Consider the following 15847-nt stretch of genomic DNA (forward strand, 5'->3'; position numbering starts at 1 on the left):
CTGAAAGCCAATAGGCAAGCACACACTGCGGTTAATCAGCATGAAGGACGGCGTCGGTCGTGGGTAAAAAATCCGTTTGATTATAAAGACGGCCCCTGCCACTGACCACCCAAGCCTCGGCTTTTTTTAGGTGATACGTAACAAGAGGCAACAAGGCGATAGTTTGGATTAATCCATACACGCCGTGAATACGACTAAAAGCACCTGTACACGGACCGCTGCCCCGCTCATATCTAATCACAATCCGGCCATTATCCCTTAATCGGCCAACTTTCGCGACCAAGCAGTCATTGCTGCACACATTTTACCCAGCAAAATCAATGCATAAAAAAACGGGAGCCTAGGCTCCCGTTCGTTCTACCGCTAATGCGTCCTAGCGAGGAAAGGCTGGCGGGTTAACCCCAACCATGTCTTCCATCACACGCACGACCTGGCAGCTGTAACCGAATTCGTTGTCGTACCAAACGTACAGTACAACGCGATTATCGTTGCTGATGGTCGCTTCAGCATCAACCACACCCGCGTGGCGCGAGCCAACGAAGTCAGTTGAAACCACTTCTTCGGAATTAACGTAGTCAATCTGCTTATGCAGGTCCGAGTGCAGCGCCATGTAGCGCAGGTACTCGTTGATCTCTTCGCGAGTGGTGGACTTCTCAAGGTTGAGGTTGAGAATCGCCATCGACACGTTCGGCGTCGGCACTCGAATCGCGTTACCGGTCAGCTTGCCCTTCAGCACTGGCAAAGCCTTGGCTGCAGCAGTCGCGGCGCCGGTTTCGGTGATCACCATGTTCAGCGCTGCCGAACGACCACGACGACTGCCTTTATGGAAGTTATCGATCAGGTTCTGGTCATTGGTGTACGAGTGGACAGTTTCAACGTGACCGTTGAGGATGCCGTACTTGTCATCAACTGCCTTGAGCACCGGCACGATGGCGTTGGTGGTGCAAGAAGCCGCAGAGATGATTTTGTCATCGGCGCTGATTTGCGAATGGTTGATGCCGTGAACGATATTCTTCAACTCGCCTTTACCCGGCGCAGTCAGAACCACACGATCAATGCCCGGGCACTTGAGGTGCTGGCCCAGACCTTCGGCGTCGCGCCACTTACCGGTGTTATCCACCAGCAGAGCGTTTTCGATGCCGTACGCGGTGTAGTCGATTGATGCTGGATCATTCGAGTAGATAACCTGGATCAGGTTACCGTTAGCGCTCAGGGTGTTGTTCGCTTCGTCAACGGTGATGGTGCCGTTGAACGGACCATGCACCGAGTCACGACGCAGCAAGCTGGCACGTTTGACCAAGTCATTGTCAGCACCTTTGCGCACAACAATTGCGCGCAGACGCAGGCCATCGCCACCACCGGTCTTTTCAATCAGGATGCGCGCCAACAGGCGGCCGATACGGCCAAAGCCGTAAAGCACAACGTCGGTACCTTTACGGCCCGCCACGTTTTGCTGACCGGTAACGGTTTCAAGCTCTTCACGGACAAATTGCTCAAGGCTACGGCCGTTAGCTTCTTTGCCGAACTTGGCCATCATGCGACCCAGATCGATCGATGCGGAACCCAGCTTAAGCTCGCCCATGGTCTTGAGAACCTGGAACGTGTCATGCACCGATAGCTCAACATCACCATCAAGACGGTGGCGAGCATAACGGTGAGCTTTGAGTATCTGAATAACAGAGCGATTGATCAGGCTACGACCGTAGATCGACGTGACCACGTTGTTATTGCGATAGAGCTGGCCGATCATCGGAATCATCGCTTCCGCAAGGGCTTCTCGATCGATCCACTCACCAAGACACTGGTCGGGCTTCTGATTCACAGGCAGTACCTTCCACATATGTAGGGGCTGAAAAAAGGGGCTACATTATGCCGATCCCTGCGCTCGGGAGCAATGTCGCCTGTCGAAACTGACAGCAGGCACTCTCGCCCGCTACAATCTGCGACCTTGTGTTCTGACCGTGAGCCGCCTGTGTCCGTACTGCGCCTACCGTCCCTGCCCGCTGCTGCCGGCAAACAACATTGGGGAAATCTCCCCGGTGCAGCGCTAAGCCTAGCCATTGCTGAGGCTGCAAGCGCTGCAAATCGCTTTACTTTACTCCTGACCGCCGACAGCCAGAGCGCTGAACGACTCGAACAGGAGCTGAGTTTTTTTGCCCCGGATTTGCCCGTATTGCATTTCCCTGACTGGGAAACCTTGCCCTACGATCTTTTTTCGCCACATCAAGACATCATTTCACAACGTATTTCCGCACTTTATCGCCTGCCCGAGTTAAAACATGGCGTTTTGGTAGTGCCAATTACCACCGCCCTACATCGCCTGGCCCCGACCCGTTTTTTGCTCGGCAGCAGCCTGGTGCTTGATGTTGGCCAGACCCTTGATGTCAATGAGATGCGCAGCCGCCTTGAAGCCACGGGCTATCGCTGCGTAGACACTGTGTATGAACACGGCGAGTTCGCGGTGCGCGGCGCGCTGATTGATTTATTTCCGATGGGCAGCAAGCAGCCCTATCGAATTGACTTGTTCGATGACGAAATCGAAACCCTGCGCACCTTTGACCCGGAAACCCAGCGCTCGATCGACAAAGTTGAATCAATCAAGCTGCTGCCTGCACGCGAGTTTCCGCTGGAAAAGAAGGCCGTCACTGACTTCCGCGGGCGTTTCCGCGAGCGCTTCGACGTTGATTTCCGCCGCTGCCCCATCTATCAGGACCTCTCTACGGGCATTACGCCAGCCGGTATTGAGTACTACATTCCGCTGTTTTTCGAAGAAACCGCGACCCTGTTTGACTACCTGCCGCAAGATACTCAGGTGTTTTCCTTGCCGGGCATCGAAAAAGCCGCTGAACAGTTCTGGAATGATGCGCGCAACCGCTATGAAGAACGCCGCGTTGACCCTGAGCGACCCCTGCTGCCGCCTGCTGACATCTTTTTGCCGGTTGAAGACTGCTTTGCCCGCCTGAAGAACTGGCCGCGGGTGGTGGTCAGCCAAGATGACATCGAGGATGGCGTTGGCCGCCTGCGCTTTAACGCCCAGCCATTGCCTGATTTAGCGATTCAGGCCAAAGCCAGCGAACCACTGGCCGCACTGCGTGGCTTTATTGAGGAGTATCAGGGGCGCATTCTGTTCTGCGCCGAATCCGCCGGGCGCCGCGAAGTGCTGCTTGAGTTGCTCGCCCGCCTGAAGCTCAAACCCAGGGAAGTCGATGGCTGGACGCAGTTTATCGCCGGCAAAGAGCGCCTGGGCATCACCATCGCCCCGCTCGATGAAGGCTTACAGCTTGAAGATGTGGCGCTGATCGCCGAAAGCCCGCTATTTGGCCAGCGGGTGATGCAGCGCCGACGCCGGGAAAAAACCCGCGATGCGGGTGAAAACGTCATCAAGAACCTCACCGAATTGCGTGAAGGTTCTCCGGTGGTGCATATCGACCATGGTGTGGGCCGCTATCAAGGCTTGATTACCTTGGAGATTGACGGCCAGAACGCTGAGTTTCTGTCATTGCAGTACGCCGAAGAAGCCAAGCTGTATGTGCCGGTTGCCAACCTGCATTTGATCGCCCGCTACACCGGCAGCGACGATGCACTCGCCCCGCTGCACCGCCTGGGTTCGGAGATCTGGCAGAAGGCCAAGCGCAAAGCCGCCGAGCAGGTCCGTGACGTGGCCGCTGAACTGCTGGATATCTACGCCCGCCGGGCCGCGCGTGAAGGCTATGCCTTTGCCGACCCGCAAATGGATTACGCCACCTTCAGCGCCGGCTTCCCATTTGAGGAAACGCCGGATCAACAGACCGCGATTGATGCAGTGCGCGATGACATGCTCGCGCCCAAGCCGATGGATCGCCTGGTATGCGGCGACGTGGGCTTTGGCAAAACCGAAGTGGCCATGCGCGCTGCGTTTATAGCGGTGCATGGTGGCAAGCAAGTGGCGATTCTGGTGCCAACCACCCTGCTCGCCCAACAGCATTACAACAGCTTCCGCGACCGCTTTGCTGACTGGCCGGTAAAAGTCGAAGTGATGAGCCGCTTCAAAAGCGCCAAAGAAGTCAGCGAGGCCATGCAAAAGCTGGCGGAAGGCAAGGTCGACATCGTCATTGGCACTCACAAGCTGCTGCAAGACGACGTTAAATTCAACAACCTTGGTCTGGTGATCATCGACGAAGAACACCGCTTTGGCGTGCGCCAGAAGGAACAGCTCAAGGCCCTGCGCAGCGAGGTGGATATCCTCACCCTGACTGCCACGCCTATCCCGCGTACGCTGAATATGGCCGTTGCCGGCATGCGCGACTTGTCGATCATTGCCACACCACCAGCTCGGCGCTTGTCGGTACGCACCTTCGTCATGGAACAGCAAAACACCGTGATCAAAGAGGCACTGCTGCGTGAGCTATTGCGCGGCGGTCAGGTGTATTACTTGCACAACGATGTAAAAACCATCGAGAAGTGCGCCGCTGACCTGGCCGAACTGGTGCCTGAAGCCCGCATTGGCATCGGCCACGGACAGATGCGCGAACGTGAGCTGGAACAGGTGATGGGTGATTTCTATCACAAGCGCTTCAATGTGTTGATCGCCTCGACCATCATCGAGACCGGGATTGACGTACCAAGCGCCAATACCATCATCATCGAGCGCGCCGACAAGTTTGGCTTGGCCCAGCTACATCAACTGCGTGGCCGGGTCGGTCGTAGCCACCACCAAGCCTACGCCTACCTGCTGACGCCGCCGCGCAAGCAACTCACCGATGATGCGCAGAAGCGCCTCGAAGCGATCGCCAACGCGCAGGACCTCGGCGCCGGCTTTGTCTTGGCCACCCATGACCTTGAAATTCGCGGCGCAGGCGAACTGCTAGGCGATGGCCAGAGCGGGCAAATCCAGGCGGTCGGCTTCACCCTGTACATGGAAATGCTCGAACGCGCGGTCAAGGCCATCCGCAAAGGCGAACAGCCGAACCTCGATCAACCCTTGGGTGGCGGCCCGGAAATCAACCTGCGCGTGGCCGCACTGATTCCCGACGATTATCTACCCGATGTCCACGCCCGCTTGATCCTGTACAAGCGCATTGCATCGGCCGTCGATGAAGACGGCCTGAAAGAGCTGCAAGTGGAGATGATCGACCGTTTCGGACTGCTCCCTGAGCCAACCAAGAACCTGGTGCGCATCACCCTGCTCAAGCTTAAAGCCGAGGCACTGGGCATCAAAAAGCTTGATGCTGGCCCGCAAGGTGGGCGTATCGAGTTTGCGGCCGACACCTGTGTTGACCCACTGACCCTGATCAAACTGATTCAAGGCCAACCCAAACGCTATAAATTCGAAGGCGCTACGCTGTTCAGATTCCAAGTCCCCATGGAACGGCCTGAAGAACGATTTAATACACTGGAAGCGCTGTTTGAGCGCCTTACACCCTCATCTTGAAGGACCAATACGTGAAAATGCGCGTACTTCGCAGCCTTGCTTTGCTGCCCCTGCTGGCAATTAGCGCTTTAAGCCAAACGGCAGTGGCCGCTGACACCTATCAGATAGAAGTGATTGTGTTCCGCCAGCCGGGAGAAATCCTCATGTCCGGCAAGCGCGCCCCCGATGATTGGAGCCAAAGCGCACGCCTGATTGATGCTGACCAGGAGCGGGCAACCACCCTTGACAGTGAAGCGGAGAAGCTTAATGACGGCGGTGACTATCAAGTTCTGCTGCACAAGGCCTGGACCCAGGCCAGCGATGAGACTGTGGCATTCAGTAGCGGCGCTGTACGCCTCGGCCACGCACCGATTGAAGGCACCCTGAGCCTTAACCAGGCGCGCTCGCTGGAAGCCAAGGTGGATCTGTGGATTAACCAGTTCGAGTCAGGCGGCTTAGTGGCGCGCAGTGAGCACCTGCAACAATCGAGCAGCCTGCAAACGCGCAAGCTCAACTATATCGACCATAGCAACCTGGGTATGCTGATTCGGGTCCGCCCGGAATAGAACCACCGTCCGAAGGCTCTGCATGAGGAGGTCGACCCTCTTTTCGGCCACCATTGCGACCTCAAATATTCATGGTTTTGCGCCAATCACGGTGGGCAAGCTTCGCGTTGCCACACCCTACAAAAACCCGACGACTCCACCGTCATCCGACATTACCGTGAATTAGGCGCTCAACACCCGCGCCAGAACGGCTTTGACCTTGTCCATGCCATCGACCAGGGCCTGCTCGATTTGGGCCATGGTGATCAGCTCATTACTCTTGCCTGCTGCTGGGTTAACCACCAATGATAAACAGGCGTATGGCAGGTCGAGCTCACGGGCCAGCACGGCCTCGGGCATACCGGTCATGCCGACAATATCGCAGCCATCGCGCTCCATGCGCGCGATCTCTGCCACGGTCTCCAGACGTGGGCCCTGGGTCGCACCGTACACACCATGACTGCTGAATGCGCAATGCTCAGCCATCAGCGCCGCGCAGAATTTGCCGCGCAGGACTTCATCATAGGGGTGACTGAAATCGATATGGGTGACATGGTCGAGTTCGCCAGCAAAATAGGTGTGCTCACGACCACTGGTGTAATCGATCACCTGATGCGGCACGCAGAAATGCCCGGTGCCCATGGCCATGTGAATGCCGCCGACCGCATTGACGGCGAGAATCGCCTGAGCGCCCGCTTCCTTCAGCGCCCATAAATTCGCTCGATAGTTGACCTGATGCGGCGGGATTCGGTGCGGGTGGCCGTGACGGGCCAAAAACAACACCTCTCGCCCAGCATATTCACCGCGCAACACCGCCGCCGAAGGCGCACCAAATGGCGTGTCGATGTTCAGCGCAGCAGTAATTGTCAGGCCTTCCAATTGGGTCAGGCCGGTGCCGCCAATAATCGCGTAAACCGTCATCGCGTTATCCTTATTCAATGAGTTGTGCTGCGCGCAGCGCGCGAGTTGCTTCGAGCCAGCGCGGACTCCGGCGGTATTCGATACCGGGGAATGCCTGGCGGCGCATAGGTGCCAAACCCGCCGGGGCCACTACGTTGAGGCGCTGCGCGGCACTCAATGCCAACTCGGCCGCAGCTCGGTCATTACACACCAGCCCCATGTCGCAGCCCGCGCTCAAGGCGGCCTCAATCCGGCAGGCGGCATCGCCCACCACATGGGCGCCTGCCATCGACAGGTCATCACTGAAGATCACGCCTTTAAAGCCCAACTCACCGCGCAAAATGTCTTGCAGCCAGCGCCGTGAAAAACCGGCAGGCTGGTCATCCACTTGTGAATAAATCACGTGGGCGGGCATCACTGCTGCCAACTGGTTACCCAACTGAGCGAAGGGTTGCATATCTTGCGCACGAATCTGCTCGAGGCTGCGCTCATCCACTGGAATCGCAACGTGTGAGTCGGCTTCAGCCCAACCATGCCCGGGGAAATGCTTCCCGGTTGCAGCCATGCCAGCTTGATTCATACCACGAATAAAGGCACTGGCCAGCTGTGTCGCACGCTGGGCATCCCCTTCAAAGGCACGACTGCCGACCACAGCGCTGCGCTGATGATCCAGGTCCAGCACTGGCGCAAAGCTCAGGTCCAAACCAACAGCCAGCACCTCAATGGCCATGACCCAACCGCAATATTCAGCCAGTTGCTCAGCATTGGGGTTGTCAGCAATCGCACGCATCGCCGGCAAGCGCACAAAACCCTGGCGCAGGCGCTGCACGCGACCGCCCTCTTGATCGACAGCCAATAGCAAATCAGGGCGAACCTGACGAATAGCGGCGCTCAATTCACGCACTTGGCGTGGATCTTCAATGTTGCGCGCAAACAAAATCAAACCGCCCACTTGCGGCTGACGCAGGATGTGCCGGTCTTCGGCCGTAAGCCAGGTACCGTCGATGTCGAGCATCAACGAGCCTTGAAGAGGTGAACTCACAGAAAATCCTTAATCAAGAGGGATCGCGGCCCAGTCAGGACACGCGGCTTCATCGATAACCACGGCGCAATTGACCGGCACTTGCGGGAACAGTTGCAGCAAATCAGTGTTACGCAAGCGAATGCAGCCGTGGGAAAGCGCCACGCCCATTGGCTCGGTGTCTGGGGTGCCATGCAGGTAGATGTAGCGGCGGAACGTATCGACATTGCCCAAGCGATTGCGGCCAATTTCACAGCCACTGAGCCAAAGAATCCGGGTCAAAATCCAATCACGCCCCGGAAAGCCTTCAGCCAGTTGCGCCGACCAGACTTCACCCGTCCAGCGTCGCCCGCGCAGTACCGCACCCTGCGGCAACTGAGCGCCAATCTTGGCGCGCACGATATGCCTGCCCCGGGGCGTACACCCAGAACCATTTAGCTCGCCAACACCGTTGAGCGCAGTGGATACCGGCATACGCAGCAACAGACGATCACCAGCGAAGCCATAAAGGCGCTGATCGGCAATGGAGATATGCAATAAATCGAGAATAACCATGGCCGCTAGCTTAGCGGATCAGCCCCAAGACGCCCACCCATTGCGCATTAAACCTTGGCAGTGAGTGGCGGAGTTTTGAGCCGTGGACGCAATTTTGCAGCAGCCAAAGCAGGATCACTTAGACCTGATTCAGAGCGCATGCCCGCCGCCAAAAATGGCACCATCAGGCGCATCACTTGCTCAATCGAAGTATTGACCCCGAAATCGGTCTCTGACATGGCGCGCAACGCCTTGATACCCGACATGCTGAACGCCGCAGCGCCCAACATGAAGTGCACGCGCCAGAACAGTTCGAGCGGCGGAATACGGGGTGCGGCTTCGTGAACCAGCATCATGTAACGGCGAAATACCTTGCCATAGACCTCTTCAAGGTATTTGCGCAAATGCCCCTGGCTTTGACTGAACGCCAAACCCAGCAAGCGCATGAAGATAGACAGATCGTTGCCGCTGCGCGGCTTGACCGCAAGCGCATGCTCAACCAGAAGCTCGAGCAGCTCCTCAAGGGAGATAGGCGTGTCCGGCTTGGCCTGGCGGCGGTCCAGTTCACGTTCAAGGCTGGCGCAGAATGGGCCCAGAAAGCGCGAGAACACCGCTTGAATCAAGGCTTTCTTCGAGCCGAAGTGATAGTTCACGGCCGCCAGATTGACCCCAGCCTTACTGGTAATCAAACGTAACGATGTTTCCGCAAAACCTTTTTCGGCAAACAGTTGCTCTGCAGCATCCAGAATGCGTTCAACAGTTTCGGACTGAGCCATTAGCTATCACCTGACAAACACTTGTTTGAAACATACGTTTCAGCTCCATGCATTGTCAAGCATTGCAACGCCGTCTTTTGCATCAGCTTCAACTACTGACTCAAAGACGCTCACCACGCTAACCGAGTAACAGGGCGAAAGAAAGAAAATAGCAGGCTTAAATGCAGGCAAATGCAAAACGAGGATTGCCAAGCTCGATTCACTGTATATAATCCCAGTCACTGTATATAAAAACAGAGTCGATCCAATGATAAAGCTGACGCCACGCCAAGCTGAGATTCTCGCCTTTATTAAGCAATGCCTTGAAGACAATGGCTTCCCGCCTACTCGCGCGGAAATTGCTCAGAAGCTGGGCTTCAAATCGCCTAACGCTGCTGAAGAGCATCTTAAGGCCCTCGCCCGCAAAGGTGCGATCGAGATGACACCCGGCGCATCGCGCGGCATTCGCATCCCAGGCTTCGAGCCCAATACGGAAGAAGATGGCCTGCCAGTCATCGGCCGCGTAGCAGCGGGTGAACCGATTCTGGCACAACAACACATCGAAGATTCCTGCCGAATAAACCCCGCCTTCTTCCACCCCAAGGCAGATTATCTGCTGCGGGTACGCGGCATGAGCATGAAAGACATTGGCATCCTCGATGGCGACTTACTGGCCGTGCACACCACGCGCGAGGTCCGCAATGGCCAAATCGTGGTGGCACGAATCGATGATGAAGTCACAGTCAAACGCTTCAAGCGTGAAGGCAACAAAGTCTGGTTGATCGCCGAAAACCCTGAGTTTTCCCCTATTGAAGTCAACCTCGAAGAACAGGACTTTGTGATTGAAGGATTAAGTGTCGGCGTTATCCGCCGCTAAGGAAGTATTTATGCAGCTGTCTCAACCGCTCAATCAGACACAACTTCCACTGTTCGAGGCTTTTATGGCTGTCAGCGCCCCTGCACTGCCGCAAGAAGCACTCAACGATGCCTGGCAGGATCAGCCTCAGGCATTTAGCGAATTGTCGCTCAGAGGCGCTGCGAGACACTGCCTAACCCTACTCGCCCCAATCCTTCGCGAGCTCAGCGAAAATGACAGCGAGCGCTGGCTCACACTGATTGCCCCACCGAGCAATTTAACCCAAAGCTGGCTGCGCGACGCCGGGCTTAACCGTGAACGTATTCTGCTGTTGCAGCCGCGCGGCGAACAAAGCGCATTGCAATTGGCTGAAGATGCCTTGAAGCTGGGCCGCAGCCACACTGTCGTAAGTTGGTTGCACCCACTTCAGCAGGCCGCGCGCCAGACCCTGGAAAAGGCGGCACGCGAAGGTGATGCGCAGAGCCTGAATATCAGCCTCGGCTAAAACAGCTGGGCAGGATCGAACCGCCCCGGATCGCAGGATGATGCTTTGTCATCGGCAATTGGCGGCATCGATGCTTTGGGTATTGGCTCAATAGAGTGAAACGCTTGGTGTTGCCTGGCCAACCGGCCTATTCACAATGCTTAATGAAGCACCCGTTCTTCGCCTTCATGCTGAAAGTCATTCTCGGCCAGACGTCCAGCCATCTGCACGCCGACATTGAGCATGGCCTTGGCCACTTCAACATGCTGCCCTTGCAGGAAAGACTTCGCATCAGAGGAGAAATCCAGCACTACAAGCGCCTCCTCATCGTCTGCGCGGCGCAAGGCGATACGGCCATCAGGTAGTTCAACGATTTCTAAAAACGAAGTAGGCATAGGTTTGAGTCTCCACGTTAGCCGCCCATTGTAACAGCCGACCAGAGCCTCGCCCTAGCCCGCTGATCAATAATGGCCTACCACTCGCTGAGCGACTCACGAAAACGCCGCGCCAGAGCGGTTATCTGTTTACGCCAGCCTTCAAGCGTTTCGCGCTCCAACACCTCAGGCGCTTGATCAATACTGACAGCCACAATCAAAGGTGTTGTCGGGTCAACTTTGGCCTTTTGCTGCATCTGCGGCGGCTTGTACAGCGCCTTGTAGGCTGCCAATAACTGCGCAAGCCAGGTTTCGGCGTTCGCCGCCAACTCAACCAACTCAGAAAGCTCCGGGCTAGGCGCCGCGTCGAGCAGCACGCCATCAAGCAGGATTTCAACCTGAGGCGACTGGCTGTTCGGCAAGCGGTAGTAACCAGCAATCTCATGGCACAGGCCAAGCACTGCGCCGTACAAATGAAACAATGCCGCTTCACGCTCGGCCTGAATCAGCCCCTGAACGTTCATCGCCTGAGCCGTTTCCGCCTTGCGCCAGGACTCGAGCGACAAGCCAGCGTAAAAGATTTTTTGATTGGTGCGGGTGTACAACTCGTTAGCCATGGCTAACCACTCCTCGACAGATCAACGCTCAAAATTTGAGCAACCGGATGCGCGCAAGCCAAGCCAGCACTAAGCCAGATAATCAGAGATCGAGTCGCGCACACCGCAGGCCTGCGCGACCACTCCAATTAACGCTTCTTGTCTTCGACTTTCCACTTACCGCCGTCAAAGAATGCCTTCCAGCCTGTAGGCTTACCTTCAACCTCAGTCTGTACATATTGCTCTTTGGTCTTGCGGCTGTATCGAATAACTGCCGGACGGCCTTCTGGATCTTTCTGCGGCGCGCTGAACAGGAACTCGTACTTCGGATCGATCTCGTCTTTGTGCGGCAGAATCTCGATTACCAGCGGCGCACGGGTTTCACGGTTTTTCGGGAACTGACTGGCGGCCAGGAACAGACCAGACGCACCATCACGCAGCACATAGGTGTCGTTGACCTTCTCGCACTTCAGCTCCGGCATTTTCACCGCGTCCATCTTCGGTGGCGCTGGCTCACCGCTGCGCAGCAATTTACGGGTGTTTTTACACTCGCTATTGGTGCAACCGAAGAACTTGCCGAATCGGCCGGTTTTCAGTTGCATCTCGCTGCCGCACTTATCGCACTCAAGACTCGGACCTTCATAGCCCTTGATCCGGTATTGCCCGGTTTCAATTTCGTAACCTGTGCAGTCCGGATTATTGCCGCAGATATGCAATTTGCGGGTTTCGTCGAGCAAGTAGGCGTCCATTGCCGTGTCGCAAATTTTGCAGCGGTGCTTGCCAAGCAGCACAAGGGATTCCGACTCACCCTCGTCGTCCGCAGCGATTTCATCGCCCGGCACCAGATTGATGGTCGATTTGCAGCGCTCTTTCGGCGGCAGGCTGTAACCCGAGCAACCCAGGAACACACCTGTCGACGCGGTGCGAATCATCATCGGACGACCACACTCACGACAGGCAATGTCAGTCGGCGTTGGCGTGTTGGCACGCATGCCGGTATCGCCGTCAGCTGCGACTTCAAGTTTTTTCTTGAAGTCACCGTAGAACTCATCAAGCACGTTCTTCCACTCGCGCTCACCCTGCGCAACATCATCGAGGTTCTCTTCCATGCCGGCGGTGAAGCCATAGTCCATGAGGTTGGAGAAACTTTCAGACAGTCGCTCAGTGACGATGTCGCCCATCTTTTCCGAATAGAAACGACGGTTGTGCAGAGCAACGTAACCACGGTCCTGAATGGTCGAGATGATGGCTGCATAGGTCGACGGACGACCAATACCACGCTTCTCCATCTCTTTTACCAAGCTGGCCTCAGAGTACCGCGCCGGCGGCTTCGTGAAGTGCTGACTTGGATCGAGCTTGATCAGCTTGAGCACTTCGCCCTGCTTCATTTCCGGCAACACAGCGTCGTCGCCCGGCTTGCTCACCTGAGGCAATGCACGGGTGTAACCATCAAACTTGAGGATGCGGCCCTTGGCACGCAATTCAAACTGTGCAGCCTCAACCGTCACTGTGGTCGACAAATATTGGGCAGGCGGCATCTGGCAAGCCACAAACTGACGCCAAATCAGCTCGTACAGACGCTCAGCGTCACGTTCCATACCGCTGAGCTGAGTCGGCTTGGTGTTGACGTCAGACGGACGAATCGCTTCGTGAGCCTCCTGCGCGCCTTCCTTGCTGCTGTACATATTTGGCGTTTCCGGCAGGTATTTCTTGCCGAACTCGTCTTCGATAAAGCTGCGCACCATGGTCACCGCGTCGGCCGACAGGTTTGTCGAGTCGGTACGCATATAAGTGATATAGCCCGCTTCATACAGACGCTGGGCCATCATCATGGTCTTTTTCACGCCAAAGCCCAGGCGATTACTTGCAGCCTGTTGCAGCGTCGAGGTGATAAAAGGCGCAGAAGGCTTGCTGCTGGTCGGTTTGTCTTCACGCTTGGCGATGCTATAGCTGGACGCCTTAAGCGTCTCCAGCGCAGCCATGGCCTGCGTTTCGTTGAGCGGCTTGAAGGCTGCACCGTTTTCACGGGCTACTTCAAAGCGCACGGTGTCTTTTTTACCGGTGGCCAGATCGGCGTGCACTTCCCAATACTCTTCCGGTACGAAGGCACGAATCTCTTTCTCACGCTCCACCACCAGCTTGACCGCTACCGATTGCACACGGCCGGCAGACAGCCCACGGGCAATCTTCGACCACAGCAGCGGCGAGACCATGTAACCCACTACACGGTCAAGGAAACGGCGCGCTTGCTGAGCATTAACCCGATTAATATCGAGCTCGCCCGGCTTGGAGAATGCCTCTTGAATGGCTTTCTTGGTGATCTCGTTGAACACCACACGCTTATATCGGCTGTCATCACCACCAATGGATTCGCGCAGGTGCCAGGCAATGGCTTCCCCCTCGCGATCCAAGTCGGTTGCGAGATAGATGGTGTCGGCGTCTTTGGCCAAGCGGCGCAGTTCATCCACCACTTTCTCTTTGCCTGGAAGGATCTCGTACTTGGCTTTCCAGCCATGCTCAGGATCAACACCCATGCGTGCAACCAATTGACGCTTGGCTTTTTCTTTGGGCGACAGAGCCGGTGCCTCGCCTGCAGCAGCTTTTCCGCGCTTGGCCGGTTCTTTGGCCGCGCTTGCCGAACCACTAGTAGGCAGGTCACGGATGTGGCCGATGCTCGACTTCACCACGTACTCGTTGCCCAAGTACTTGTTGATGGTCTTGGCCTTGGCCGGGGATTCCACGATGACCAGCGATTTACCCATGGATCAGAAAATTCCTGAATGTGAAGAAAAGAAAAGGCAGGAGACGCCTTGTCTGGCACCGCTATATATAGTGGCGCTCAAGGCAAGGTCAAGTTTAGGTGGCCTGCGGAGTGCTTCAAGGTTTGCCAAAAAGTGGTGTTTCGGCTTCGATCAGAGCAAAGCGCGGAACGCTTTCGCCGTCAACATCGACACGCTCACAAAACATCTCGAGCGGACGCACCCAAAGCCCATATTCACCGTACAGCGCTTGATAAACAACGACCTGCTGCTCAGTTTCGGAATGTTGAGCGACCCCAAAAACACGGTATTCAGGGCCTTTGTAATGACGGTAAAGACCGGGCTTTATCTGCATCGCTCACATCCTTAAAAAAAAATTTATCGCAAGCAAACAAAAACCGGGGCACATGGCCCCGGTTTCACATCTTTAAACGGTTAAACGCGTTCGAAGACGGTGGTGATGCCCTGACCGAGGCCCACGCACATAGTAGCAACACCCAGGGTGCCGTTGTTTTGCTTCATTACGTTAAGCAGGGTACCGGAGATACGGGCACCGGAACAACCGAACGGGTGACCCAAAGCAATCGCACCGCCGTGCAGGTTAACCATTTGATCCATTTTATCGAGCACTTTGAGGTCCTTCAGCACAGGCAATGCTTGCGCTGCGAAGGCTTCATTGAGCTCCATAAAATTGATGTCAGCCATGGTCAGACCGGCACGTTTCAAGGCTTTCTGAGTCGAAGGCACAGGACCGTAACCCATGATCGCCGGATCAACCCCGGCAACCGCCATCGCACGCACCACAGCCATCGGCTGGATGCCCAGATCCTGAGCACGCTGAGCGGACATCACGATCATGCACGAAGCACCGTCAGTGATCTGCGAGGACGTACCTGCAGTCACGGTGCCGCCCTTCGGATTAAATGCTGGACGCAACGCCGCCAAGCTCTCAAGGGTTGTTTCCGGACGAATGGTTTCGTCGTAGTCAAACACCTTGAGGAAGCCGTTCTCGTCGTAGCCTTCCATCGGGATGATTTCATCCTTGAAGTTGCCTTCAACGGTCGCTTTTTGCGCCAAACGGTGCGAACGCTCGCCAAATGCATCCTGCTGCTCACGGCTGATGCCATGCATCTTGCCGAGCATTTCAGCGGTCAGACCCATCATGCCCGACGCTTTCGCTGCGTACAGCGACAGGTGCGGGTTTGGATCGACGCCATGCATCATGCCGACGTGGCCCATGTGCTCAACACCACCGACCACGAATACATCGCCGTTACCGGTTTGAATCGCCTGCACAGCAGTGTGCAGAGCGCTCATGGAAGAGCCGCACAGACGGCTAACTGTCTGACCAGCACTGGTGTGCGGGATCTGAGTCATCAGCGACGCCATGCGTGCGATGTTCCAGCCCTGCTCCAATGTCTGGTTTACACAACCCCAGATTACGTCTTCGACTTCAGCCGGATCGATCTTCGAGTTACGATCCAGGACGCCGCGAATCAGGTTGGCCGACATGGTCTCGGCACGGGTGTTACGGTGCATGCCGCCTTTCGAGCGCCCCATCGGGGTGCGACCGAAATCGACAATCACTGCATCTCTTGGGTTCAAGCTCATTATTTTACCCTCGCTAAATCGTT

14 protein-coding genes are annotated in these 15847 nt (G+C 56.2%); 4 read left to right on the plus strand and 10 right to left on the minus strand.

Going from position 1 to position 15847, the window contains the following annotated elements; all coding sequences use genetic code 11:
• Nucleotides 1–373 precede the first annotated feature (373 nt).
• On the minus strand, nt 374–1840 hold the full coding sequence (locus AACY09_RS01665) for a glyceraldehyde-3-phosphate dehydrogenase (RefSeq protein ID WP_339485680.1): 1467 nt from the start codon (nt 1838–1840) through the stop codon (nt 374–376).
• A 132-nt stretch (nt 1841–1972) separates the two neighbouring features.
• Here AACY09_RS01665 and mfd point away from each other — a divergent pair, with 132 nt between their 5' ends.
• The gene (gene mfd, locus AACY09_RS01670; RefSeq protein ID WP_339485681.1) at nt 1973–5410 is read left to right on the plus strand and encodes a transcription-repair coupling factor; all 3438 of its coding nucleotides are present in this window, start codon (nt 1973–1975) and stop codon (nt 5408–5410) included.
• Between the two features lie 17 nt (nt 5411–5427).
• Nucleotides 5428–5955: a CsiV family protein gene (locus AACY09_RS01675; protein ID WP_339487049.1), complete on the plus strand. Its 528-nt coding sequence runs from the start codon at nt 5428–5430 to the stop codon at nt 5953–5955.
• Nucleotides 5956–6117: 162 nt separating this feature from the next.
• Here the strand turns inward: AACY09_RS01675 and AACY09_RS01680 are convergent, their stop codons facing one another.
• From AACY09_RS01680 to AACY09_RS01695, 4 genes are read right to left on the minus strand one after another with little or no spacing between them, the layout of a single operon-like run.
• Nucleotides 6118–6855: an S-methyl-5'-thioinosine phosphorylase gene (locus AACY09_RS01680; RefSeq protein ID WP_339485683.1), complete on the minus strand. Its 738-nt coding sequence runs from the start codon at nt 6853–6855 to the stop codon at nt 6118–6120.
• Between the two features lie 10 nt (nt 6856–6865).
• Nucleotides 6866–7849: a beta-N-acetylhexosaminidase gene (gene nagZ / locus AACY09_RS01685; protein ID WP_339487050.1), complete on the minus strand. Its 984-nt coding sequence runs from the start codon at nt 7847–7849 to the stop codon at nt 6866–6868.
• Between the two features lie 36 nt (nt 7850–7885).
• The gene (locus AACY09_RS01690; protein WP_339485684.1) at nt 7886–8410 is read right to left on the minus strand and encodes a L,D-transpeptidase; all 525 of its coding nucleotides are present in this window, start codon (nt 8408–8410) and stop codon (nt 7886–7888) included.
• Nucleotides 8411–8457: 47 nt separating this feature from the next.
• Nucleotides 8458–9165, minus strand: a complete 708-nt coding sequence (locus AACY09_RS01695; RefSeq protein WP_339485685.1) for a TetR/AcrR family transcriptional regulator — start codon at nt 9163–9165, stop codon at nt 8458–8460.
• A gap of 247 nt (nt 9166–9412) precedes the next feature.
• Between AACY09_RS01695 and lexA the strand changes: the two genes are divergently transcribed.
• Complete coding sequence (gene lexA, locus AACY09_RS01700; protein WP_339485686.1) at nt 9413–10021, plus strand: transcriptional repressor LexA; 609 nt, start codon at nt 9413–9415, stop codon at nt 10019–10021.
• 10 nt (nt 10022–10031) lie between these two features.
• Nucleotides 10032–10505, plus strand: a complete 474-nt coding sequence (gene sulA / locus AACY09_RS01705; RefSeq protein ID WP_339485687.1) for an SOS-induced cell division inhibitor SulA — start codon at nt 10032–10034, stop codon at nt 10503–10505.
• Nucleotides 10506–10645: 140 nt separating this feature from the next.
• Here sulA and AACY09_RS01710 read toward each other — a convergent pair whose 3' ends face one another.
• The 5 genes from AACY09_RS01710 to fadA form a co-directional block, all read right to left on the minus strand.
• Entirely contained in the window at nt 10646–10879 is a 234-nt protein-coding gene (locus tag AACY09_RS01710) for a hypothetical protein (protein WP_087517423.1), read from the minus strand.
• A gap of 77 nt (nt 10880–10956) precedes the next feature.
• The gene (locus AACY09_RS01715; RefSeq protein WP_339485688.1) at nt 10957–11475 is read right to left on the minus strand and encodes a DUF6586 family protein; all 519 of its coding nucleotides are present in this window, start codon (nt 11473–11475) and stop codon (nt 10957–10959) included.
• A 128-nt stretch (nt 11476–11603) separates the two neighbouring features.
• Nucleotides 11604–14216 carry a type I DNA topoisomerase gene (gene topA, locus AACY09_RS01720; protein ID WP_339485689.1) on the minus strand — a complete coding sequence of 871 codons (2613 nt, stop codon included), beginning with the start codon at nt 14214–14216 and terminating at the stop codon, nt 11604–11606.
• A gap of 115 nt (nt 14217–14331) precedes the next feature.
• Nucleotides 14332–14568, minus strand: coding sequence for a DUF1653 domain-containing protein (locus tag AACY09_RS01725; RefSeq protein ID WP_339485691.1), 237 nt, complete (start codon nt 14566–14568; stop codon nt 14332–14334).
• A gap of 80 nt (nt 14569–14648) precedes the next feature.
• Nucleotides 14649–15824 carry an acetyl-CoA C-acyltransferase FadA gene (gene fadA / locus AACY09_RS01730; RefSeq protein ID WP_339485692.1) on the minus strand — a complete coding sequence of 392 codons (1176 nt, stop codon included), beginning with the start codon at nt 15822–15824 and terminating at the stop codon, nt 14649–14651.
• Nucleotides 15825–15847 lie beyond the last annotated feature (23 nt).

It is taken from the genome of Pseudomonas sp. EL_65y_Pfl2_R95, from assembly GCF_963971045.1.
Taxonomy (GTDB): Bacteria; Pseudomonadota; Gammaproteobacteria; order Pseudomonadales; family Pseudomonadaceae; genus Aquipseudomonas.

Coding starts and splice junctions, on each gene's coding strand:
- AACY09_RS01665 (WP_339485680.1), bottom strand. CDS start 1,840: ATGTGGAAGGTACTGCCTGTGAATCAGAAGCCCGACCAGTGTCTTGGT.
- AACY09_RS01675 (WP_339487049.1), top strand. CDS start 5,428: ATGCGCGTACTTCGCAGCCTTGCTTTGCTGCCCCTGCTGGCAATTAGC.
- AACY09_RS01680 (WP_339485683.1), bottom strand. CDS start 6,855: ATGACGGTTTACGCGATTATTGGCGGCACCGGCCTGACCCAATTGGAA.
- nagZ (WP_339487050.1), bottom strand. CDS start 7,849: ATGCTCGACATCGACGGTACCTGGCTTACGGCCGAAGACCGGCACATC.
- AACY09_RS01690 (WP_339485684.1), bottom strand. CDS start 8,410: ATGGTTATTCTCGATTTATTGCATATCTCCATTGCCGATCAGCGCCTT.
- AACY09_RS01695 (WP_339485685.1), bottom strand. CDS start 9,165: ATGGCTCAGTCCGAAACTGTTGAACGCATTCTGGATGCTGCAGAGCAA.
- lexA (WP_339485686.1), top strand. CDS start 9,413: ATGATAAAGCTGACGCCACGCCAAGCTGAGATTCTCGCCTTTATTAAG.
- sulA (WP_339485687.1), top strand. CDS start 10,032: ATGCAGCTGTCTCAACCGCTCAATCAGACACAACTTCCACTGTTCGAG.
- AACY09_RS01710 (WP_087517423.1), bottom strand. CDS start 10,879: ATGCCTACTTCGTTTTTAGAAATCGTTGAACTACCTGATGGCCGTATC.
- AACY09_RS01715 (WP_339485688.1), bottom strand. CDS start 11,475: ATGGCTAACGAGTTGTACACCCGCACCAATCAAAAAATCTTTTACGCT.
- topA (WP_339485689.1), bottom strand. CDS start 14,216: ATGGGTAAATCGCTGGTCATCGTGGAATCCCCGGCCAAGGCCAAGACC.
- AACY09_RS01725 (WP_339485691.1), bottom strand. CDS start 14,568: ATGCAGATAAAGCCCGGTCTTTACCGTCATTACAAAGGCCCTGAATAC.
- fadA (WP_339485692.1), bottom strand. CDS start 15,824: ATGAGCTTGAACCCAAGAGATGCAGTGATTGTCGATTTCGGTCGCACC.